This is a genomic window from Acinetobacter sp. SA01 (assembly GCF_011319235.1).
GTDB lineage: Bacteria > Pseudomonadota > Gammaproteobacteria > Pseudomonadales > Moraxellaceae > Acinetobacter.
This window is the reverse complement of sequence record NZ_WXXM01000004.1, coordinates 80,772-101,963: the sequence shown is the minus strand read 5'-3', so window position 1 is coordinate 101,963 and position 21,192 is coordinate 80,772. Positions and strand designations below refer to the sequence as shown.

Sequence of the window (21,192 nt, the reverse complement as noted above, 5' to 3'; positions counted from 1 at the left end):
TCCTTCTAAAATAATAGCTAAACCCAGTAAGGGATAAGCTAACAAAACAGAATTCGGATCCTCTTTTTCTCAATTCACCTTAAAGTGCTATTTTGAATAATTTAAGGGCTGTCCCATTTTTAGATATGAGCTGTCTAAAACGAAGCTACAAAGCTGAATCACTATATTTTTGAATAAACTGGATGGTTTGCTTAAATGTCTGCTGACTGGCCCTTTTACTCATCATAAACTGATATTCATGGACCAAAAACTCTTTAGATTCAGGATAAAAAACTTCGGTTACCGGTATCTTCTGATTAAGCAAAGCACTTACAAAAGGGACAGACTGAGTCCTGGTCAAAAAGTCTTTATTGCCGCCACTAATGAAAACAGGCGGATAATTCGCAGTTAAATATTGAATGGGAGAAATACTTTTTAAGAAATCTGCATCATCTTTTTTATTGCCGGTATAGGCCTGAACCAGATTAAACACTCCCCATTCGATCAGTTTTAATTCATCTGGAGCCGTTTTGATAAAGGCATTCATATCATAAATACCGCAATGCAGAATTAACCCTTTAATTTGCTCACGCTGGATTAACGGTGAAATCGCAGACTTTCGGGCAAAATCAGGATTACTGAGTAAAGCTGCATAATGACTGACTAAATTTGCACCTGCCGAGTCACCCGCCAGATACAGGTGCTGGGCATTAATATGATAAGCCTCGGCATGCTCGCTAATGAATTTTAGGGCCTGATTAATTTGCAGCAGCTGCTCAGGATAAATCGTTTGCGGAGCAAATTGGTATTCGACTGAAACCACGTTATAGCCTTGATCCGCCAGACGTTTAAAATAGCCTCGAGCATGTTGTTTAGAACCGGAAATCCAGCCACCGCCATGAATCCAGACCACCGTCGGCCGGTTTCCCAACTCTGCAATATCACGGGGTTGGTAAAGATCCAGATGCAGCGCCGGATTTTGCAGATATGCAATATTGGTTTGAGCTAAAACTTCAGGAGCATGCCGATCAATAAACTTTTTTTGAACATTGGTCGAGGCATTAAATACACTGGCAATGACCTTGCTATTATTTTGTATATTCTGGCAAGCACTACTGGATAGTGCAGCAATAAGACATACACTTAGACTAAAAGATTTCGAATACACAATTTGCCCTATCAACTTTTCCACAAAATTGAGAAAAATCATCATATTTTGCAGCATTTTAATGACTGTTTAAACATTTAGAAATACAGGCCTAAATGTTGAGTTTTAAACTCGGTTTTTGAATGTCACAGTGAATACAGTTATATTTATGATTTGTATATAATTTAATGAATTTTAAAACATTTTTTACAGAGTAAATTGATCAATTCAATACAATGTGCTATGTATAAACAATAGCTACATAATAAATGCTAAGGAATCATGCTTATGTCTTATCAAAATATTTTAGTCCCAGTTGATGGCTCAGAAATTTCTTTCTCTGCAGTTAAAAATGCAGCTCAAATTGCTAAAGCATTTTCCAGTCAGTTAACCTTAATCAGCCTGGTTACTGAAGACCCATTTTCTCAAGCAGATTTTTATTATCCATCTCCAATCATGAAAGAATATTTTGTGCAGGCTTATGCCAATGCCGAAAAAGCCCTAGAAAAAGCCAAAGCAATTGCCGCTGAAAATGGTGTCATTGCAACACCTCAAATCATTAAGGGCAATATTTCAGAAGAAGGTATTCTGGAAACTGCGGAAAAATTGAAAACTGACCTGATTGTGATGGGTTCGCACGGTCGTAAAGGTTTTCAAAAATTCCTTCTGGGCAGCTTTGCTCAGGATGTTCTAAAAACCACCAAGCTTCCTGTTTTAGTGGTCAAAGAATAAGTTTTTTAATGAGCCTCTCCATAGATGAAAGGCTCATTTTATCAATTTCGGCAATTGGTAAAATGATCATCATAACTGATTATAAATCGCCATCACACTTATCCATTCAGCAATATTCATAAGGTAATTTCATGACTTATAAACATATTTTGGTTCCAGTAGATGAATCTCCTATTTCTTATGCCGCTGTTGAACAGGCTCTGGCTTTGGCCAAGCCTTTAAATTGCCAGGTCACCATTACCAGTGTGATTGCGGTTGATCCTTTTGTTGGAGTTGATTTTTATAAAGTCGCACCGGCAATTACCGATTACTTTATCGAAGCTGAAAAAAATGCACAGTTGAACCTAGCAGAAATCAAGCAATCTTTCATTCGTGATGGCATTGCGGTCGATACCAAAATCGTTCGGGGTGTATCACCTGCTGAAGGTATTATGCAGGTTGCCGATGAAGTGGGTGCCGATCTGATTATTATGGGCTCACATGGTCGTACCGGATTTAAGAAATTAGTGTTGGGAAGTGTGGCCCAAGAAGTCTTGACCCAGTCTCCTATTCCAGTACTGATTATGAAAGTCTAAGCAATAAAAAAGTCCCTGCAGTACAGGGACTTTTTTATATAAGCATATCTATCATGTGCTTCTGCTGCTGCCATCCATGCACTTGATCTCAAGCTGCTAAACTGAATGGGGAATATTTGCCAAAGAAACTGTTTTTAATCAGCATTGAAGTGACCTCAACACAGTTTATGTTTTGGAAATATGCTGATGTAAATTTTGCAGGTAAATTTCTGCTTCAAGTTTGCTGGCAAAGTTTTTTTGATAGCTTCCCGTCGCCTGAATATTATTCGGTGTATATTCAATCAGCACAGCAAAATTGCCGTCAGTCGCATTTTTTGAAACCCGAATTGCAATGATATGCTGAGAATTTAGGTAGAAACCATCTTCAATTTTAACTAACAAAACCAATCTCCAGTCTATTTAGTAAAATGACAGGCTAATGCAATCACAGTCTGTAAATGATAAAAGCTCACCTTAAGATGAGCTTTGACATGGCTATTTTAAGCCATAACAGTGATTTATTCGACACTTTTAAAGTAATTATGCAATATGAATTATGTCTTACTATTCCAGTATTCAACTAAGTCAATCTAAACATAAGCAGCATTTTCAGCCCGTACAATATTTGAAATATCAACAAAAAAGCCTTTTCTCAGTTTGCACCAAGAAAAGGCTTTTCATGATTAATGGATGCTCAGTTAGATACTCAACATACTATTCAAAGTTTCCGATACATTTTTAGATTTCACTTGTGGCTTTAAGGCTTCCAGTGCATTTTTCACTTCTGTACGTTGTGGCTCTGCCAAGGTGTACCAGCGAGAAAGCACTTGTAATAAGCGTGAACCGACAATCGGGTTTTTCTCATCCAGGTATTTAGCCAGATCAATAAAGTGTTGCACACCAAAACTCCAGGTATTGACCGGATTTGCATTTAAACCGCCACTTACCGAACGAATACGGTTAGGGTTACCCAAATCATAGTCAGGATGTGAAGTTAAGTATTTGATGGTTTCTGCATTTGCTTTTGGATGCGCAGCCTGGACCATAAACCATTGATCTAACGACAAGGCTTCATCTTCAAAGCGGCTATAGAAGTCTGCTAAAGCTTCTTTGGCTTGTGGCGCATCATTCCAAACCAAGACTTTAAGTGCACCCAAACGTTCAGACATATTGCCTGTATGATACTGTTCATACGCTAAATCAAAGGCAGAGGTATCACCCTGACGTGCAATCATACCAAGCATGATGTTTCTGAGGGCACGTACACCCATCGCCTGAGAGAATTCGCTCTGATTATCCGGATCTAAGTCCAGATAAGTCTGTTTACAGAATGCGCCCAATTCACGTGCTAACGTGTCCAGTAAAGCATTACGCTGTTCCTGAATTTTAGCAGGTTGATAATCGGTATCAATACGGCTACCCAAATAGCCTTCGGTCGGTACATCAAACAGACGTGAAGCCAAAAGTGGATCTTTTTTAATGACTTCAGGCAAGGTATTTTTCATGGCTTGAATATAAATATCAGCATCATGCCCTTCCAGCAAAATACGTTCCAGCAGGGTTTGAGTGGCCTGCCACTGGTTAAAACCGTTGGGTTCATATTGCATCAAGAAGGCCAGTTCTTCATCTGAATAGTTGAATTCAAGATTGACCGGTGCAGAGAAATTACGCAGCAATGACACCACAGGTTTTGCTGTTACGCTGGTAAATTCAATGCTTGCCTCATTTTGATCAAATAAATACACGCCATCTTTTACGCCATTTTCAAACAGTGCTTCAGATTGCAAGGTATATTGCTCACCTGTTTCGGCATTAAACAATGCCAAAGCCACAGGAATCGGAACCGCTTTGAGGTTAGGATATTTTGCATTCGTTTTTAAACTTTGTTTAAAGCTTAAGCGATAGGTTTGAGTTGCAGCATCATACTCGCCTGTGGCTTGCAGTTTTGGCGTACCCGGTTGGTTATACCAGATCAGGAATGCCGATAAATCCACGCCTGAACCAGCAGTGAGCGCAGCCACCCAGTCCTCAACGGTTACTGCCTGACCGTCATGACGGCGGAAATATTCGTCAGTCCCTTGGCGGAATTTTTCCTTACCAAGTAAGGTCGACATCATACGGTTAATTTCCGCACCTTTTTCGTACACCGTCGCCGTATAGAAGTTATTAATTTCAACAAAATGATCTGGACGTGGCGGATGCGATAATGGACCTGAATCTTCAGGGAACTGGTGGGCTTTGAGTACCGCAACATCATCAATACGTTGTACCGCTGCGGACTGTAAATCTTCCGAGAAAGACTGATCACGGAATACCGTCAAGCCTTCTTTCAGGCACAACTGGAACCAGTCCCGGCAAGTAATCCGGTTACCGGTCCAGTTATGGAAGTATTCATGGGCAATGACTGACTGTACCCGCATGATGGCAGCATCGGTGGTATATTCTTCATCGGCAAGCACGCATGAAGTGTTGAAGATATTCAGGCCTTTATTTTCCATGGCACCCATGTTAAATGCACTGGTCGCCACAATCATGTAATTGTCCAGGTCATAGGGACGACCATAATGTTCCTCATCCCATTGCATCGAATGTTTTAGGGCTTCCATGGCAATGTGGCATTTTGGAATATCTTTTTCTTCGGCATAAATTTCCAGCGAAACGTTACGGCCTTCAGAGGTCACATAAGAATCTTTCAGTACCGCCAAATCACCAATCACACAGGCAAACAGATAGCTTGGTTTTTTGGTCGGATCTTGCCAGATGGTATAGTGACGACCTTCACCAGCCTCACCAGCTTCCATCAGGTTACCATTGGCTAACAGTACCGGAAATTTTTTATCGGCTTCGACACGGGTGGTAAATATAGACAAGACATCCGGACGGTCTGGATAGAAGGTAATTTTACGGAAACCTTCAGGCTCGTTTTGCGTTACGAATAAATCGCCACTGGCCTGATACAAACCTTCAAGCTGGGTATTGCTTTCCGGATGAATGACCACTTCTGTTTCCAGAATGACCTGATCTGGTGCATTGGCAATTACCAATTGTTCAGAATCGAGCGTGTAATCTGCAGCTGTCAGCAGTTTGCCATTTAAGGTAATAGATTTTAATTCCAGATCACGGCCCAGCAGCACCAAATCCCCGGCAGTCTGACGCTTCATCACCAAGTTTGCATTGACCTGGGTATAATCTGTATAGACTCGAATATCTAAGTTGATTGAATCCACCAAAAAAGAAGGTTTTTGATAGTCTTTTAAATAAACTGTTTGGTCTGCTTCAACCAACGGGTTTGCCGCGATATTCATATAATGTCCTAATCCTGTCGTTCTTAAGCCAAGACTTTGTTGTTGTGAAATGCTTCGATCATACGACAACTTTCGCAATCTGTCTGTGCCATTGATTTAAGTCATATATGGGCATATTGCTGTCAGTTTTCAATTCAAGTTATGCACATTGGTACAATTAATGTCCCTATTGATGACTTAAGGTGCATAAAAGAAGCGCATACTACACATCATGCCGAAAATATGTCCTCACTTTCTGCCCTATACTCCTGCGGCTCGGATAGCGCCTTTTTCATATATGTTTGTATAAATTTATTTTTTTCAGATTAAATAAAAAGACTTAACCCAAATTGACACTAATTTTCAAGATGACTACATTTTGAGCACGATTTTTGCTTGTATTCATCTGTGTAAAGCGCACTATAAAATTAAAACAAAATGAGAAGAGGTGTATTATGTATTTAAAAGACCATATTGTTCGCGTTGAAAATATCAAAACCATGCAAACGCTTGATGCTGCCGGAATTGATCACAAAGTGATTGCCATGTTTCTAAGCTGTGAAGGTATTCCAATGCAATCAGCGGATATTTGCGCAATTTTAAATAATTACGATGCTCTAGGAAGCAAAAAAGTTCCATCTAAAAAAGTTCAGGCCTTGATTAATGCAAAGCAGCTAGGCGAGGAGGATGAGTCTCTGCCTTGCCCTGCCTCTTATTAACCGAAAAATTGCCTTCTGATTCAATCCCATCCTTCTGATGCCCCCTATCCTTTCTTGTGGAGATGAAAGATCAGGTCTTCACCTCCACATATTTCAATGTATTATAAAACTTAGGCTATTTTTTCAGTATCCTACTTTCTGGCCAGCTTGTGCTTAGCGAATTATTTTCCATTCAGTACTATTCCATCACGTCCTAGCAAAAGACAGGTGTATAATCTCTGCAATGATTAACCCGACTTGTGATCGACCCATTCCATGCTTCTTCAAATTCTGCAAAAACAGCTCGATGAAAGTACATCATGTCCTTTATGTCAGGCATCAATGTTCTGGATAGAAGCTGAACAGTACGATCAAGCAATGAATTTTCATGAATGCAGCCACTGTCATCATCGCCTGTTTCAGGATGGACGCGGCAACTGCCACTGTGAAACATGTCTGTCCAAGCGTAAAAGAATGCTGGCTGAAACACGGCTGCAAGAACAGCGTAAGCTGAAGTCCAAAGACAAAGATGCTGTTGAATACCGGCTGGATCAAATCAGTTTTTTAAATAAATTGTTTGTACTCAGTATTCTGGATAATCAGGTTCAGGAACATACTACGCATTATGAATATATAGACTGGGAAAACATTAAATATCATTCCCTTACACCAAATTATCTGTTCCAGAATTATTTGATCAAGCAACTGGTAAAAGAACAGATCCTGATTGCCAAGGATTTTGCATCCGAAGCCCATCATTATTACGTCAATGTCCGTTTGGACGGTTATTCGGAACCGAGTCTGTTCAGTATTACCCAGCAACTGAGAAACTGGTTCTATGAAAATTTAACCTTGGGTGTGCCTTTTAAAAATGCAGATGAAGTCAAAAATACGCTCTATCTGGTGTTGTATCAGGAAATTATTCAGTTCGCCCAGTTTTACTGTCGTACTTGGGGTATCCAGATTGCAGGGAACAATAGCTTTCAAACTTTCTGCTATCGCCTGATGGATTCTCTGGCAGTGGGTCAAATCTACTATTTAGTACAAACTGCTTTAGAATATTTGCATCAGCAAAAAGTACTACAAGCACGCAATGAAAACTTCATTAACACCAATTTGTTAAAGAAAACCTTACAACAATATCGTGAACGTTCCGTAACTGAAAAATGGGAAACCTCCACCCTGCCTCGTCCACACAACATTCCTTTTAGCAAGATGAGCGAAATCCTGTTGTTCCGCTTTCTGGGCTATGATGAGAGTATTTTTTTCCAGCCCATCTGGAAATTATGGAAAAAAATTGAACCGCGATTAAGTTTTTATTCACAAAAACGCTGTATGTATTGTGGTTCTAATGAACTTACTGTCGATTATGATGCTGAAAATTATGTGACACTCTGCTGTCGAACCTGTAAGCATCAAGACCACTATTTTACCCAATAAAATTTCACCCACTAGATGGTGATTGATATGTCCAGTTTCTCCGACTCTACCCTGTACAATTCAAGGAATAATCCCATGAATCAAACGTCAACATTGGTCGAGCAGATTGTTGAAGCATGGACACAACTGCAAAGCCGGCAGCCTTTGGTGCAATGTATTACTAACAGTGTTGCAGCAAATTATGCAGCCAATGTATTGCTGGCCGCAGGTGCCTCTCCGGCTATGATTGACAATCCGTTCGAAGCCGAAAGTTTTACCACGATTGCCGCTGCACTCAGTATTAATCTGGGTACACCCACCCATGAACAGATGCAGGCCATGCAAATTTCTGCACAAACAGCACAGCGTACCCATACCCCATGGGTGCTCGACCCAGTCGGTTATGGTCCTATTCTAAAATGGCGTTCGGATATGGTAGATAAATTACTGCAATATCATCCCACGGTCATTCGAGGTAATGCTTCAGAAATCAGTACTCTTGCAGGCAACCAGGTAGAATCCAAAGGCGTGGATAGCACTTTGGATAGTGCCGATGTCTATCATCAGGCTAAAGTACTGTTAGCCCATGCTGACTGTATTGCCATTTCTGGTGAATCCGATTTTATTTTGACTAAAGAGCTAGATGTCGTAATTCAGGTCAATGGCGGTTCTTATTTACAACCCAAAGTCACTGCGACAGGTTGTGCACTGGGTGCATTAATCGCAGCTTATTGCGCTGTTACATCACCAACGATTGCGACGATTGCAGCCCATACCCATTTTGCCATTGCAGGAAAACTGGCCTTCGATCAAGCTCAAACGGTCGGACGTTTTAATGTGGCCTTTATGGATCAAATTCAAAGTTTAAATCCGGATTTAATCCAGCAATATGCGGATCTTAAAATTCTTAGCCTTTAAGTTTAGTCTACATTCCTGTTACTAAGGTTGACCTGGTTCAGATTGTAATGACCGGGTCTGGGCTTATATCCATGCCAGTATCGGTATAAAAAAGTGAATGACGACGGAAATTTAATAGACTTTTCGACCTGTAAATAAATTAAATACCGTTTCCAAAATCGTTGGCAAATCCAGTTTACAGATACAAAGCAAACCCATGCCATCAAAATAGTCAGGGACATGCTGCATAAAAAAATTGCTATGTGGTGTTGCCTTATTTCTTAGACGTTGAATGTGTTCAGGTGTCGTGTGGGGTATCACATAAGGATAGACAAAAATATCTTCACGACGTTTATGCACTTCCGATTTACGCTGCTGAATCATCTGTAGAATTTTTAAATATTCCTGTGGAATTTCTTTGTCTCTACGTGGAAAGAAATTTTGTGAACGAGACGCAAAATAAGTATAAATTTTGGGTTGTATAATGGTAGGTACAAACCATAATGGAATACTGGGATGTTTAATCCGGTGATTAATTGCAACCCGGATTGCTGTTTTAAGTGTCCTGTTACCTTTACGATAAGCAGGTAAAATACTGGCCCGGTAACTCACCACAAAGATAGGATGCCCCTCTAGCGAAAGCTTAAGCACAGGAATAATATTTTGTCCGACCAGTGTGTCCTTATGGTAATAATGAACGACCAGAACTGAAACAGCATCCTGATCATAGACAAAATGATAAATTTCTTCTTCGCAAGAATCCGGAAAAATTTGTTGATCAAATTCACAAATCAGTTTAAAAAAACGATGCTTTTCTTCAGATGCAAGTTTTGCAAAATCGACAATCGTTTCTGTAATACGCATCAAATTGATCCAATTTTTTGATAACTATCAATTATTCCCGATTTCAGCTGACTTAAATATCACTAAAAATAGTGATTTAAACTACAGTTCCTCAGTTTTTTACCTGGTTACAACATTACGACGACAATCTATGTATATAAAAATACTACAAAGCATAATAAAAAAGCCCAACAGATCGAGTCTGTCAGGCTTTTTCAATAGGTAAAAAGAGGGATTAAAATATATAAATATCGAGTTTAAATCTTGAATTACCTTCTTTACCAAACTCTACCCAATCATATTCTCTAAGGATAGGTAATGAGTACGGACTTAATCCGGTTATCTTCCAGTTCAGTCACTTCAAAGTGAATACCGTGATATTCCAGTTTGGCCCCAAGACTGACTTTGCCATGAGTTTTCTCTAAAATCAGACCGGCAAGACTGATATAACCAGCCTCGTCTTCAACTAAATCCAGCATGCCCAGCTCCAGTTCAAGCTGATACACATCAAGCATACCAGAGGCTTTCCAGGTATGATCATCTATTTTCACCAGATCGAGCTGCTCATCAGCATCCGGAAACTCACCTGCAATCGCCTCAAATACATCCAGAGGAGAAATCAAACCTTGTACATTTCCAAACTCGTCACTGACTAATACCAATGAACCTTTCGAGCTACGCAAAGTATTAATGGCATCAATCACTTTCATTTTTTCAAAAATATAAATCGGACGATGGCGTTTGATTAAAGCCTTGAGCTGTTCTGGCTCTTCAATGACATCAAGGAGTTCTTTGGCACGAACCACACTCAACACTTTATCCAGACTGCCACGACAAACCGGAAACAGGCTATGCGGTACAGCAAGTACCTGTTCACGAATCTGTTCAGCAGTGTCATCCAGATTCACCCATGAAATCTGGCTGCGCGGAGTCATGATCGAGGCAACAGACCTTTCTGCCAGGGTTAATACCCCACCAATCATATAACGCTCTTCATCAGCAAATGCTTCTTGCGCTTCAAAGTGTTGGGCACTGTTAGTGACAGTTTCCATTTTGCCGCCCATCATTTTCAAGATGGAATCTGCAGTACGGTGACGTAATGGAATTTTAGATTCATGTTTGGCTATATTACGTTGACCAAACTGGTTAAATGCTTCAATTGCAATGGCAACACCAATACCTGAATAGATATAGCCTTTCGGAATATGGAAACCAAAACCTTCTGCAATCAGGCTAATACCAATCAGCAACAAGAAACTTAAGCACAGAATCACGACAGTCGGATGTCGGTTTACAAAAGCAGTTAACGATTTAGAAGCCAGCAACATCACAGCCATGGCAACAATCATGGCCACCATCATCACATAGATATTGTCGACCATGCCGATTGCGGTAATCACCGAATCTAAAGAGAATACCGCGTCTAGCACTACAATTTGTGCAACAACTGCGGTAAAACTTGCATAAACAATATTAGTGGTAACTTTAACTTCAGGCTTGCCCTCAATTTTTTCATGCAGTTCAGTCACAGCTTTATAGACCAGGAATAAACCACCGAATAAAAGAATAAGATCTCGCCCTGAGAATGTCCAATCAAAGACGGTAATAAGCGGTTTGGTCAAAGTGACTAACCAAGAGATAGCAAACAATAAGCCCAAGCGCATGAATAAAGCGAGGGAAAGACCTACTACACGTGCTTTATCACGTTGTTCTGGAGGAAGTTTTTCGGCCAAAATGGCAATAAATACTAGGTTATCAATACCTAAAACAATTTCTAAAACAATAAGGGTAAGCAAACCAACCCAAATTCCCGGATCTAATAAAAACTCCATTAGTTTATATCTCCGTTTTCAAGAATTTGGTTAAAAAAAAATTTAAACCGGCACGGCGACGGATCCATATAAGTGACCTTTTCAACAATAGATAAATTTATTATGCACAATCTATTAAATTTGTAATCAAATTTTTGTATTTTGAGCAGTTTTATCTTAGCCTGCCATGCAATTTAGCTTACTTTTGACGCTTTTATTTCGACCTCATCCGATTTTTAGATTAAGAAAATTAAGATTGATCCTTCAATGAATAAATTATTCAAAAAATATTATTAAACAATTATTTATTTAAAGACTTATTTAGAGGATTTACTTGTATACACAGGATTGACTTATTGTATGTACAATCTCAATGTCGAAAATATTTTATTAACAAGACCAGTTCCCCAGCCTTTTTCATTCGAATCAAGGATGATCAAGATTATTGAATTGAATAAATGATAGCTAAACTTAAGATAGGCAAACTTCTAATTCTATTATTAAAATTTACAGGATGATGTGCAATGCCTCATAAATAAGATCATGCCCAGGCATACAGCCCAAAAGTTTGAAATGCTTAAGCCCGCTATTTTACAATACAATATTACCAAAATAACGTTATCTTCAGAACTTATCAAAATCCTGAAATCCTCGTACACGTATTGAATTTCGTTCAAAATATTGTCGGATTTCATCAAGACCAAGACAGCTCTACCCTGTCTTTTCTAATCCTTATGCTCAAATTTTAATTCTTTTGTAAGGAAATTTATAAATATAAGTTTCCTTATTGCAATATAAAAAACTTGAGATATATTAATAACAATAAAAATAATGTGCGTTGTTAGGCAAAATTGGATTTAAATAAGACGCTTTTCAACAAATTAAATACAACAATCTTAGGGAGGCTTTTCTCCATGACTAAAAAGTACAGCAAATTTTTACCTTCTATTGCAGAAGATTTCTCTCTAGAAAATTTTCCTTATTATTGGGTCACTCAAGTGCATGCCCAATATATACAAAATGTAGATCACGCTTTGAAAAAATATGGACTGGACAATTCACGTCGCCGTATTTTACTGTCACTAAAATCAAAGCCTCATGCCAGCGTATCAGACCTCTCCGAAATGGTCATTTCCAAAATGTCGACCACCACCAAAATCGTCTATCGCTTAAAAGATGAAGGACTGGTTGAAACCTATTCCTGTGAAGATGATGCCCGTATTACACGAGTTGTCTTAACCGAGAAAGGACAACAAATGGCACATAAGATTAATGACCTGACCAATGTGGTTTTGGAACAATCTTTTGAAGGTCTGACTCCCCTACAAATTGAAAAAATGATGGAAAGTTTAAAATATATTTTTAAAAATTTAGCCCATTAAGTCGGGTTAAATTCGAAAGTAAACAAATGATTTTTAAGTTTTACTTTACAATATTTTAAAAGATATCGTTTTCACTTTAAATTTATTAAAAATAAGTTACAATAATAAAATACAATTACAACAATTATTATTGGGAAGAGTATAGATGACAAAAAAATACAGTAAGTTTTTACCATCTACAGATAATTTTGAGCTGGAAAATTTTCCATATTACTGGGTTAGTCAAGTGCATGCTCAATACGTACAAAATGTTGATCATGCACTGAAAAAATATGGTCTGGACAATTCACGTCGCCGTATCTTGCTCGCTTTAAAATCCAAACCTCGTGCCAGCGTGTCAGATCTATCCGAAATGGTGGTGTCTAAAATGTCAACCACCACCAAAATTGTCTATCGTTTAAAAGATGAAGGACTGGTTGAAACCTATTCATGTGAAGATGACGCCCGGATTACCCGAGTTATCCTAACCGAGAAAGGACAACAAATGGCTCAGAAAATCAATGACCTGACCAATGTGGTTTTGGAACAATCATTCGATGGTTTAACCCCTTTACAAATTGAAAAAATGATGGAAAGCCTGCAACATATTTTTAAAAATTTATCACGATAATGTAATAGAGCTGTAAATTTAAAATTTCGGTTTAATACTGAATTTTTCTTTTGGACTTTAGAGATAATATACAATTCATGCATTTTTTACATTTTCTAAAAAATGTTGAAGCAATAAATTATAAATAAAAAATTAATGGGGAGAAAATAAACAATGCCCAAGAAATATAGTAGATTTTTACTTCTATCTGGTGAAAATTTTGATTTAGGAGATTTCCCCTACTACTGGATTACTCAAGTTCATGCACAAAGTGTAAAAAAACTAGATCATGCACTGAAAAAATATGGTCTGGACAATTCACGTCGCCGTATTTTACTCGCTTTAAAATCCAAACCTCATGCCAGCGTGTCAGATCTATCCGAAATGGTCATTTCCAAAATGTCGACCACCACCAAAATCGTCTATCGTTTAAAAGATGAAGGACTTGTTGAAACCTATTCATGTGAAGATGATGCCCGGATTACCCGAGTTGTCTTAACCGAGAAAGGACAACGAATGACCCTGAAAATTAAAGATCTGAGCAATATAGTTCTCAAACAATCTTACCAAGGCCTAACTCCATTACAAATTGAAAAAATGATGGAAAGCCTGCAACATATTTTTAAAAATTTATCGTAATCATCTAAGCTTAATCGAAAAAATTAAGTTGGGGACTAATTTTTTCGATTTTTGCCTTTGGAACATGTGAACATTCAAAATCTACCTCCGGAAACCCTTCTACGAAAGAATGAATATCTGGTGAGTTCAAACTTAACCATTCCTCTAAACGCTCGTGAGGAATAATAATCACTGAGCGTTTTACATTTCCGGGTTCATGAAAATCTTTCATCATAGGGTGATTTATGGCATCCATCGTAAGCATGGTTGCTGAACGAATAATTTCATCTCCAATTCGGCAAATTTCATAGAGCGCTGCAATATAAAAAGCATGGCCGTCCTTTCGGCGTACCCCCCAACGTTGAGGCTTATTCTCAATATATTTTGACTCATAAAACTCACTCACCGGCATCACGCCAAATTTGCATTTTGAAGCAGCATTTATAAATGTCGGTTTTTGTAGCAAAGTTTCATTTCGAGCATTATAGGTTTTTAGGGCAATAGTTTTATCTTCAGCCCATTTAGGCACCATCCCAAAACCAACCTTACGCCACTCCAAACCTTACGCTGATTTGAACAGCAAGGGCAACTCATAATTTGGATAGACCTCATCCGGATATTCAAAAGGAATATCCGGAAGATTCAACTCACGAAGCTGCTTTAAAGTAAGCGGTTTAAAATTAGCGCACATACAATAAGACTTAAATTAAAACTTATTCCATTATAACTTTAATCACATCATTTCTACTTCACATGACTATTCGGAAGCGTTAACCAATGTGTACGGCTGAACTCATCCAATATCCACTGTCCATTAAAGCGCCCCAAGCCTGAATTTCGCTCTCCGCCAAAGGGTGCATTCGGCTGATCTGCCACGGTTATGGAATTGATATGTGTCATACCTGCATCAATCTGCATTGCAAAACGAGTTCCGCGCTCGAGATCGGTGGTACATACTGCGCTGGATAGCCCATAGGCTGTGTTATTAGCCAAACGTAAAGCATCGGCTTCATCTTGAGCCTTAATGATTGGTAAGACTGGCCCAAAACTTTCTTCTTTGGCTAAACTGGATTCAGGATTGACATCAATAAAAATATGCGGTGGCACCACATTATCTTGAATATCTCCTCTCACGATAAGTTTAGTCCCCTCTTGCAGTGCCTGAACAATAATGTGTTTTATTTTTTCAACTTGTGCCCCATTAATAATCGGACCAATGAGAGTATCCTCTTGCTCAGGGTCACCGTAGACAATGTTTTTAGTGCGAATGACCAGTTTTTCAACAAAAGTATCATAAACTTTAGCATCGACAATCACCCGATTGGTACTCATGCAAATTTGTCCCTGATGCAAAAAACGTCCCATCACAGCGAGTTCCACTGCCAGATCCAGATCAGCATCATCCAGCACTACCAAAGGCGCATTTCCACCTAACTCCAAGGCAAGCCGTTTGATCTTATTCGAAGCCATAGCCAATTCACCAGCGCGCTTACCTACCGAGGTAGAACCAGTAAATGAAATCAGTTTAGGTACATCATGCTCAACAAAGTAATCCCCTATTTCACTGCCTAAACCTGCCACCACACTGAATACCCCCTCAGGGAGACCCGCTTCTTCAAAAATTTTGGCAAGTAGCATTCCTCCTGTAATAGGTGTATCACTTGCAGGCTTTAACACCACACAATTTCCAATCGCCAGGGCTGTGACTACAGAACGCATACTAAGATGAAATGGAAAGTTCCAAGGACTAATTACTGCAATCACGCCGAGCGCTTTTCGTACAACATGGCTTTTGCGAGTAGGGTCTATAGATTGCAATTTCTGAATTTCCATTCTTTCAGGAAATGTGATGGCCTCATTGATAATACCCAATACAGCATCTACTTCAATATTGGCTTTAAAACGTGTGCTGCCAGACTCCTGAATGAGCCAGTCAATGATTTCTTCGCGTCTATTTTTGACCACATCCAAAACTCGGAGGATAATGCTTTTACGCTCGGATGGAAGCGTTTGCGACCAGGTAGTAAAACTACGCTCTGCAGCTGAATAAGCACTATCCACATCGACAAGGCTGGCAGCCTGCAATTTTAAAATAAGTTCTTGAGTATAAGGATTGAGATTATTAAGCGGATGGGTTGACGTTCCTTTTAGCCAGTGCCCTGCTATAAATTGTTCATCATTAAATTGATAAGCTTGCATCATCAAATCCTTTAGTTATTTTGCTTTGAAGATTAATGTATAACTGAATGTATTAAAGTGCCAGAATAAAAGGATTTTTGTTACTTTTAGCCAATAAAAAAGCCTCCGAAGAGGCCTTTTTATATTTTAGCTTGATTACGCAGGATTAATCACCTGTGTAACCTTTTAATTTCAAACGGTATGCATGAAGTAGCGGTTCAGTATAACCAGAAGGTTGTTCAGCACCTTTAAAGACTAAGTCATATGCAGCTTTGTAAGCACAGCCATCAAAACCTGGTGCCATTGGTGTATAAGCTGGATCATTTGCGTTTTGCTCATCAACCACTTTAGCCATACGTTGCATCACTTCTTCCACTTGCTCTTTGGTTACAATACCGTGACGCAACCAGTTTGCAACGTGTTGAGAAGAAATACGTAATGTCGCACGGTCTTCCATCAAGCCAACATCGTTGATATCTGGCACTTTAGAACAACCTACACCCAGATCAACCCAACGAACTACATAACCCAAAATACCTTGAAGGTTATTTTCAAGCTCTTTAGTTTTCTCTTCAGCAGTCCAGTTAGTATCTGTCGCTAAAGGCGGCGTTAACAAGTCATCTAATGATAACGGCTGAGTATTCAACAATTCTTTTTGACGCTCAGACACGTTGCATTGATGGTAATGGATCGCGTGAATCACAGCGCCAGATGGAGACGGAACCCATGCACAGCTTGCACCAGCTTCTGGATGCTCAATCTTGGTTTTGTACATATCTGCAAGCATATCTGGTTTTGGCCACATGCCCTTACCAATTTGCGCTTTACCACGTAAACCTGCTTGAAGACCGATCATCACGTTACGGTTTTCATAAGCCGGGAACCAGATTTGTGACTTCACTTCACCTTTACGAACAAATGGACCTGCTTCCATAAACGTATGGATTTCATCACCAGTACGGTCCATGAAACCTGTGTTAATGAAGATGGTACGGTCTTTGGCCTGAGCGATAGAGTTTTTCAGGTTCACAGATGTACGACGTTCTTCATCCATGATGCCGATTTTTAAAGTTTTCGCAGGTAAACCAAGTGCCTGTTCAGCACGTTCAAATAACTCAACTGCAAATGCAACTTCTTCTGGACCATGCATTTTTGGCTTCACGATATACATAGAACCTTTACGCGAGTTCTTGATCGTATTTTCGCCTTTAATGTCAGCAAAAGTCAATAACGGCGTGATTAACGCATCCATGATACCTTCGTAGATTTCTTGACCATCTACCAAGATCGCAGGGTTTGTCATCAAGTGACCCACGTTACGAAGCAGCATGAGTGAACGACCGTGAAGCGTCGTTTCACCACCAATCAGGTTTTTATGAGTACGGTCCTGGTTCAATGTACGAGTCACGGTTTTACCGTTTTTCTCTATTGATTCAGAAAGTGTACCGCGCATCAAGCCCAACCAGTTACGGTAGCCTTCAACTTTCTCTTCAGCGTCTACAGCTGCGATAGAGTCTTCCAAGTCTTGAATAGTGGTTACAGCAGCTTCCAGTACAAGATCTTTTACGCTAGCAGCGTCAGTTTGACCAATCGGGCTGGTTGCATCAATTTCAACAATAACGTGTAAGCCATTGTTTAAAAGTACGATTTCAGTTGGTGCAGCTTCATCACCATTGAAACCTACAAATTGCCCTTCTTTTGTTAAACTCGTTGTTGAACCATCTTTTAGCGTCACAACTAATTTTTTGCCTTCAACCGCATATTTGGTTGCATCTGCATGTGAACCATTTGCCAGAGGGAAGGTTTCGTTTAAGAAGTTTTTAGCAAATTCGATAACTTTTGCGCCACGAACCGGGTTATAGCCCTTACCTTTTTCCGCGCCACCTTCTTCAGAGATCACGTCAAAACCGTAAAGCGCATCGTATAGAGAACCCCAACGTGCGTTTGCCGCATTCAAGCAGTAACGTGCATTACGCACAGGTACTACCAATTGCGCACCAGCCAATAATGCGATTTCTTCATCTACATTTTCTGTGCTGATTTGGAAATCTTCTACTTCTGGTAATAAGTAGCCAATTTCAGTAAGGAAAGCTTTGTAAGCTTCGAGTTCAAATTTGTTGTTGCGGTGCCATTCATCAATTTTAGCTTGAAGGTCATCACGCTTAGCCAATAGTGCTTTGTTCTTTGGACTAAGATCGACAACGACTTGTTCAAAGTTTTTCCAGTATGTTTCACTGTCCAAACCAGAACCTGGTAATGCTTCATTTTCGATGAAATCGTAAAGTTCTTTAGCAATCGCTAACTTGCCTTTTTGAATACGTGCAGTCATTGTCTTTCCTGATATTGCTACTTTTTATAACAAGAGATTCTAGTATACCGATTTATACCTAGCTGAATAGTATTATCACATTCCTAAATAATGATCATTTTCTAATAAATGAATGTACACATCACTCAATAAAATAAAGATCACAAATGCAACATTATTATCTGCCTGAATACCTTTTTATAGTCTATAAAGTTTTTAAAATGTCGAAATTAGACTTAAGTGCAGAATTTTGTTTTAAAACCAACCAAAAACGCTATTTCTATCACTGTCGAGCAAAGATTAAGCCACGAATAGAACAAAATGTCGATAAAACAGTCAAACAATTTATGTAAAAAAAGCGCCTGTTTAGGCGCTTGATCTTTAGCTGGCTTCTGAAGCCGATCCCTGTATTTGTTTATGTTCAGAGTTCAGATAATCGTCAGACTGCATTTCCAGTAAACGTGAACGCGTGCGTTCAATTTCAAAGGCCAGTTTTTCGCCTTGATAAATGTCAATAATACTGTCTTCCGAAGTCAGCAATAGTTTGACCCCACGATCATAAAATTCATCGACTAGATAGATAAAACGGCGTGTACCTTCCGATAGATAATCGGTCAAATGCGGCACATTACTGACCAGTACAGTATTATAGATATTTGCGATTTCAATAAAGTCAGCCGGACTGCGCGGTTTTAAACACAGCTCTGAATATTCACACCACAACACATCTTCAGTATGACCAATGGTTTCAACTATACGGTTATTGATGATAATCGGTTCTTGGGATTGAGTTTGAGTCTGAGTTAAAGCAGTAAAGCGCTGCGCAATCCAGAGTTTATGTTCATGTGTTAATGGATGTTTAAATAATTGTGCCTGTTTCAGCACACGTAAACGATAATCCACGCCGGCATCCACATTGAGAACTACACAATGTTTTTTCACCATTTCAATGGTAGGTATAAAACGGTCACGATGGATTCCATTTTTATATAAACCATCGGGTGCAATGTTTGAAGTCGCCACCAAGGTAATGCCACGGGTAAACAGTTTCTGGAATAACTCGCTCAGAATCATGGCATCTGTGACATTGGAAACAAAAAATTCATCAAAACAGATGACCACTGCCTGCTGGTAAATCTGGTCTGCAACCTGATCCAACGGATTTCGCTGCCCTGATAATTTATTCAGCTCACGATGTACATGTTGCATGAAATGATGAAAATGCATGCGCGTTTTACGGCGAAACGGAATCGACTCAAAAAACTGGTCCATTAACCAGGTTTTACCTCGCCCCACACCACCCCACATATATACACCTCGTGGTGAGGTTTGACGACGAAAACGGCGAAACGCTTTTTTTGAAGCTTTGAAACGCTGAATCAACTCTTGCCAAACGCGATCCAACTCATGTACAGCTTGCGCCTGTGCCTCATCCGGCATGAACTGACCAGACGCGATGGCCTGTGCATAGCGCTCCGCAGGTGATAAGGGAATAAAGGCTGTACTGTGCTTAGAATTTAAATCTGACATAGGATTGAATACTATTTTAGGCTATTGAAAGTATAGCGAAGGTTGAGGTGAAATATATAACACTTTGGCATTAATATACTTAGGCTATTTACAAAACTACTTAAAGTACTGGCGTGGACTTTGTCCAAACCAGCGTTTAAAGGCATGATTGAAAGCTGCAGGCTCTGAATAACCCAGCAATTCTGCAATCATTTCAATGGAATATTCTTTATATTCCATCAATCTTAATGCCTTATCTTTAATCAATTGTTCACGTATCTGTTTATAACTGCTTTGTAACTGTTGCAGTTGATGCCGCAACGTACGTTCTGGAATTTGCAGCGCTTGTGCCGTCTCTGCCATGCTAGGCATTACACCTGCTTGCAGCTCCAGATAATCCTGCACACGCTGCACCAGGGAGGGTACAGATTTATTCATCTTTAAACGCTCCAACTCAGCAATACATTTGCTCTCATAAAGATTAAAGGTCATTTTATCTGCTGAAGGGATTTGTACATTTAACACGGCATCATCAAACCAGAATGCCGCCGACTCAGCAGCAAACTGTAATTCAGTACCATAGTAATCTTGATAGACATCTAGATCCTGCTGATTTTCAGGCAGCACAAACGGCAGTTCAATCTGCATTCGGGGAATACTTAAGCCCATCATGTTATACAGATCTTGAATAAATTTATAAGTTCCCGATATTTCACATTGTGCTCGCAACAGTCCGAGGTCACTGTTTAAATCTTCAGGTACATAGCACAAAGCCACCTTTTGAGCTTTATATTTTAAACTTAACACACCTGTTAAATGAGTTAATGCCTGATAGCGAATCCCCTGCTCTAAAGCAGTACGGATATTTTCACTGGTAACCAGTAACATCAGTAAAGGACCATAACCCGCAAGTGCATAATGCTGCCCAATAAACAGACCTTTTTCTGGTGCCACATCCTGCCCAATAACTTTAAGCACATCCCATTCCAGACCTGGATGAATAATTGAGCTAGGATCCAATGCATCCGCACGCAGTCCAATACTTTGAAGTTTTGGATCAACAGCAATCCCAGCTTTACGCATGCCTTGAATTAAATACATCAAGCCGAGAATGGAACGTTTCATAGCAGGATCACATCAAAATAACCTCTTAATTTTTACTATAATTTTTCATGCTTGCAAATTGCCGAAACTATCAATTTTTCTGTCATAGCTATCATGTCGGTTATCTCACCCTTGCTATA

At 39.4% G+C, this 21,192-nt stretch carries 17 protein-coding genes and 1 pseudogene; 8 read left to right on the top strand and 10 right to left on the bottom strand.

From position 1 onward, the window contains the following. Nucleotides 1-145: 145 nt before the first annotated feature. A complete protein-coding gene (locus tag GTU69_RS05845; protein WP_166169107.1) occupies nucleotides 146-1,189 on the bottom strand; it encodes an alpha/beta hydrolase in 1,044 nt (347 codons plus the stop codon). A gap of 225 nt (nucleotides 1,190-1,414) precedes the next feature. Between GTU69_RS05845 and GTU69_RS05840 the strand changes: the two genes are divergently transcribed. Together GTU69_RS05840 and GTU69_RS05835 are read left to right on the top strand one after the other, a co-directional pair. Continuing rightward, complete coding sequence (locus GTU69_RS05840) at nucleotides 1,415-1,858, top strand: universal stress protein (RefSeq protein WP_166168925.1); 444 nt, start codon at nucleotides 1,415-1,417, stop codon at nucleotides 1,856-1,858. Between the two features lie 131 nt (nucleotides 1,859-1,989). After that, nucleotides 1,990-2,433, top strand: coding sequence for a universal stress protein (locus GTU69_RS05835; protein WP_131274561.1), 444 nt, complete (start codon nucleotides 1,990-1,992; stop codon nucleotides 2,431-2,433). A gap of 165 nt (nucleotides 2,434-2,598) precedes the next feature. On the opposite strand, the gene GTU69_RS05830 is transcribed toward GTU69_RS05835, so the two are convergent. Together GTU69_RS05830 and pepN are read right to left on the bottom strand one after the other, a co-directional pair. Next, the gene (locus tag GTU69_RS05830) at nucleotides 2,599-2,814 is read right to left on the bottom strand and encodes a hypothetical protein (protein ID WP_086195449.1); all 216 of its coding nucleotides are present in this window, start codon (nucleotides 2,812-2,814) and stop codon (nucleotides 2,599-2,601) included. A gap of 296 nt (nucleotides 2,815-3,110) precedes the next feature. Continuing rightward, a complete protein-coding gene (gene pepN, locus GTU69_RS05825) occupies nucleotides 3,111-5,717 on the bottom strand; it encodes an aminopeptidase N (RefSeq protein ID WP_166168923.1) in 2,607 nt (868 codons plus the stop codon). A 434-nt stretch (nucleotides 5,718-6,151) separates the two neighbouring features. Here pepN and GTU69_RS05820 point away from each other — a divergent pair, with 434 nt between their 5' ends. The 3 genes from GTU69_RS05820 to thiM all read left to right on the top strand — a co-directional run bounded on the left by GTU69_RS05820 (nucleotide 6,152) and on the right by thiM (nucleotide 8,731). Then, nucleotides 6,152-6,415 carry a hypothetical protein gene (locus GTU69_RS05820; RefSeq protein ID WP_166168921.1) on the top strand — a complete coding sequence of 88 codons (264 nt, stop codon included), beginning with the start codon at nucleotides 6,152-6,154 and terminating at the stop codon, nucleotides 6,413-6,415. 255 nt (nucleotides 6,416-6,670) lie between these two features. Continuing rightward, nucleotides 6,671-7,834 (top strand): hypothetical protein, encoded by a 1,164-nt coding sequence (locus tag GTU69_RS05815; RefSeq protein WP_166168919.1) that lies wholly within the window; start codon nucleotides 6,671-6,673, stop codon nucleotides 7,832-7,834. Nucleotides 7,835-7,909: 75 nt separating this feature from the next. Beyond that, nucleotides 7,910-8,731 (top strand): hydroxyethylthiazole kinase, encoded by an 822-nt coding sequence (gene thiM / locus GTU69_RS05810; protein ID WP_166168917.1) that lies wholly within the window; start codon nucleotides 7,910-7,912, stop codon nucleotides 8,729-8,731. Between the two features lie 111 nt (nucleotides 8,732-8,842). Here thiM and GTU69_RS05805 read toward each other — a convergent pair whose 3' ends face one another. Further along, a complete protein-coding gene (locus tag GTU69_RS05805) occupies nucleotides 8,843-9,574 on the bottom strand; it encodes a hypothetical protein (protein WP_166168915.1) in 732 nt (243 codons plus the stop codon). 284 nt (nucleotides 9,575-9,858) lie between these two features. Next, nucleotides 9,859-11,385 carry a TerC family protein gene (locus tag GTU69_RS05800; RefSeq protein WP_166168913.1) on the bottom strand — a complete coding sequence of 509 codons (1,527 nt, stop codon included), beginning with the start codon at nucleotides 11,383-11,385 and terminating at the stop codon, nucleotides 9,859-9,861. A gap of 893 nt (nucleotides 11,386-12,278) precedes the next feature. Between GTU69_RS05800 and GTU69_RS05795 the strand changes: the two genes are divergently transcribed. From GTU69_RS05795 to GTU69_RS05785, 3 genes are all read left to right on the top strand, one after another. Continuing rightward, on the top strand, nucleotides 12,279-12,746 hold the full coding sequence (locus GTU69_RS05795) for a MarR family winged helix-turn-helix transcriptional regulator (RefSeq protein ID WP_086195456.1): 468 nt from the start codon (nucleotides 12,279-12,281) through the stop codon (nucleotides 12,744-12,746). A 145-nt stretch (nucleotides 12,747-12,891) separates the two neighbouring features. Next, nucleotides 12,892-13,356, top strand: a complete 465-nt coding sequence (locus GTU69_RS05790; RefSeq protein ID WP_166168911.1) for a MarR family transcriptional regulator — start codon at nucleotides 12,892-12,894, stop codon at nucleotides 13,354-13,356. A 153-nt stretch (nucleotides 13,357-13,509) separates the two neighbouring features. Next, nucleotides 13,510-13,974, top strand: coding sequence for a MarR family winged helix-turn-helix transcriptional regulator (locus GTU69_RS05785; protein ID WP_086195458.1), 465 nt, complete (start codon nucleotides 13,510-13,512; stop codon nucleotides 13,972-13,974). Nucleotides 13,975-13,984: 10 nt separating this feature from the next. Here the strand turns inward: GTU69_RS05785 and GTU69_RS05780 are convergent. The 5 genes and pseudogenes from GTU69_RS05780 to GTU69_RS05760 form a co-directional block, all read right to left on the bottom strand. Continuing rightward, nucleotides 13,985-14,644 (bottom strand): annotated as a pseudogene (locus GTU69_RS05780) (SOS response-associated peptidase family protein). 53 nt (nucleotides 14,645-14,697) lie between these two features. After that, the gene (locus GTU69_RS05775) at nucleotides 14,698-16,155 is read right to left on the bottom strand and encodes an aldehyde dehydrogenase family protein (RefSeq protein ID WP_171522006.1); all 1,458 of its coding nucleotides are present in this window, start codon (nucleotides 16,153-16,155) and stop codon (nucleotides 14,698-14,700) included. Nucleotides 16,156-16,297: 142 nt separating this feature from the next. After that, nucleotides 16,298-18,460 (bottom strand): malate synthase G, encoded by a 2,163-nt coding sequence (locus GTU69_RS05770; protein ID WP_166168907.1) that lies wholly within the window; start codon nucleotides 18,458-18,460, stop codon nucleotides 16,298-16,300. 360 nt (nucleotides 18,461-18,820) lie between these two features. Further along, nucleotides 18,821-19,969 (bottom strand): cell division protein ZapE, encoded by a 1,149-nt coding sequence (gene zapE, locus GTU69_RS05765; RefSeq protein ID WP_166168905.1) that lies wholly within the window; start codon nucleotides 19,967-19,969, stop codon nucleotides 18,821-18,823. A 96-nt stretch (nucleotides 19,970-20,065) separates the two neighbouring features. Then, nucleotides 20,066-21,073: an AraC family transcriptional regulator gene (locus tag GTU69_RS05760; protein WP_086195463.1), complete on the bottom strand. Its 1,008-nt coding sequence runs from the start codon at nucleotides 21,071-21,073 to the stop codon at nucleotides 20,066-20,068. Between the last annotated feature and the right edge of the window lie 119 nt (nucleotides 21,074-21,192).

What these genes read in the sequence shown, in the direction of transcription:
- GTU69_RS05800 (WP_166168913.1), bottom strand. Translation starts at nt 11,385, where the DNA reads ATGGAGTTTTTATTAGATCCGGGAATTTGGGTTGGTTTGCTTACCCTT.
- GTU69_RS05805 (WP_166168915.1), bottom strand. Translation starts at nt 9,574, where the DNA reads ATGCGTATTACAGAAACGATTGTCGATTTTGCAAAACTTGCATCTGAA.
- GTU69_RS05775 (WP_171522006.1), bottom strand. Translation starts at nt 16,155, where the DNA reads ATGATGCAAGCTTATCAATTTAATGATGAACAATTTATAGCAGGGCAC.
- GTU69_RS05840 (WP_166168925.1), top strand. Translation starts at nt 1,415, where the DNA reads ATGTCTTATCAAAATATTTTAGTCCCAGTTGATGGCTCAGAAATTTCT.
- thiM (WP_166168917.1), top strand. Translation starts at nt 7,910, where the DNA reads ATGAATCAAACGTCAACATTGGTCGAGCAGATTGTTGAAGCATGGACA.
- GTU69_RS05790 (WP_166168911.1), top strand. Translation starts at nt 12,892, where the DNA reads ATGACAAAAAAATACAGTAAGTTTTTACCATCTACAGATAATTTTGAG.
- zapE (WP_166168905.1), bottom strand. Translation starts at nt 19,969, where the DNA reads ATGTCAGATTTAAATTCTAAGCACAGTACAGCCTTTATTCCCTTATCA.
- GTU69_RS05795 (WP_086195456.1), top strand. Translation starts at nt 12,279, where the DNA reads ATGACTAAAAAGTACAGCAAATTTTTACCTTCTATTGCAGAAGATTTC.
- GTU69_RS05845 (WP_166169107.1), bottom strand. Translation starts at nt 1,189, where the DNA reads ATGATTTTTCTCAATTTTGTGGAAAAGTTGATAGGGCAAATTGTGTAT.
- GTU69_RS05770 (WP_166168907.1), bottom strand. Translation starts at nt 18,460, where the DNA reads ATGACTGCACGTATTCAAAAAGGCAAGTTAGCGATTGCTAAAGAACTT.
- GTU69_RS05820 (WP_166168921.1), top strand. Translation starts at nt 6,152, where the DNA reads ATGTATTTAAAAGACCATATTGTTCGCGTTGAAAATATCAAAACCATG.
- GTU69_RS05760 (WP_086195463.1), bottom strand. Translation starts at nt 21,073, where the DNA reads ATGAAACGTTCCATTCTCGGCTTGATGTATTTAATTCAAGGCATGCGT.
- GTU69_RS05815 (WP_166168919.1), top strand. Translation starts at nt 6,671, where the DNA reads ATGCTTCTTCAAATTCTGCAAAAACAGCTCGATGAAAGTACATCATGT.
- GTU69_RS05835 (WP_131274561.1), top strand. Translation starts at nt 1,990, where the DNA reads ATGACTTATAAACATATTTTGGTTCCAGTAGATGAATCTCCTATTTCT.
- GTU69_RS05785 (WP_086195458.1), top strand. Translation starts at nt 13,510, where the DNA reads ATGCCCAAGAAATATAGTAGATTTTTACTTCTATCTGGTGAAAATTTT.
- pepN (WP_166168923.1), bottom strand. Translation starts at nt 5,717, where the DNA reads ATGAATATCGCGGCAAACCCGTTGGTTGAAGCAGACCAAACAGTTTAT.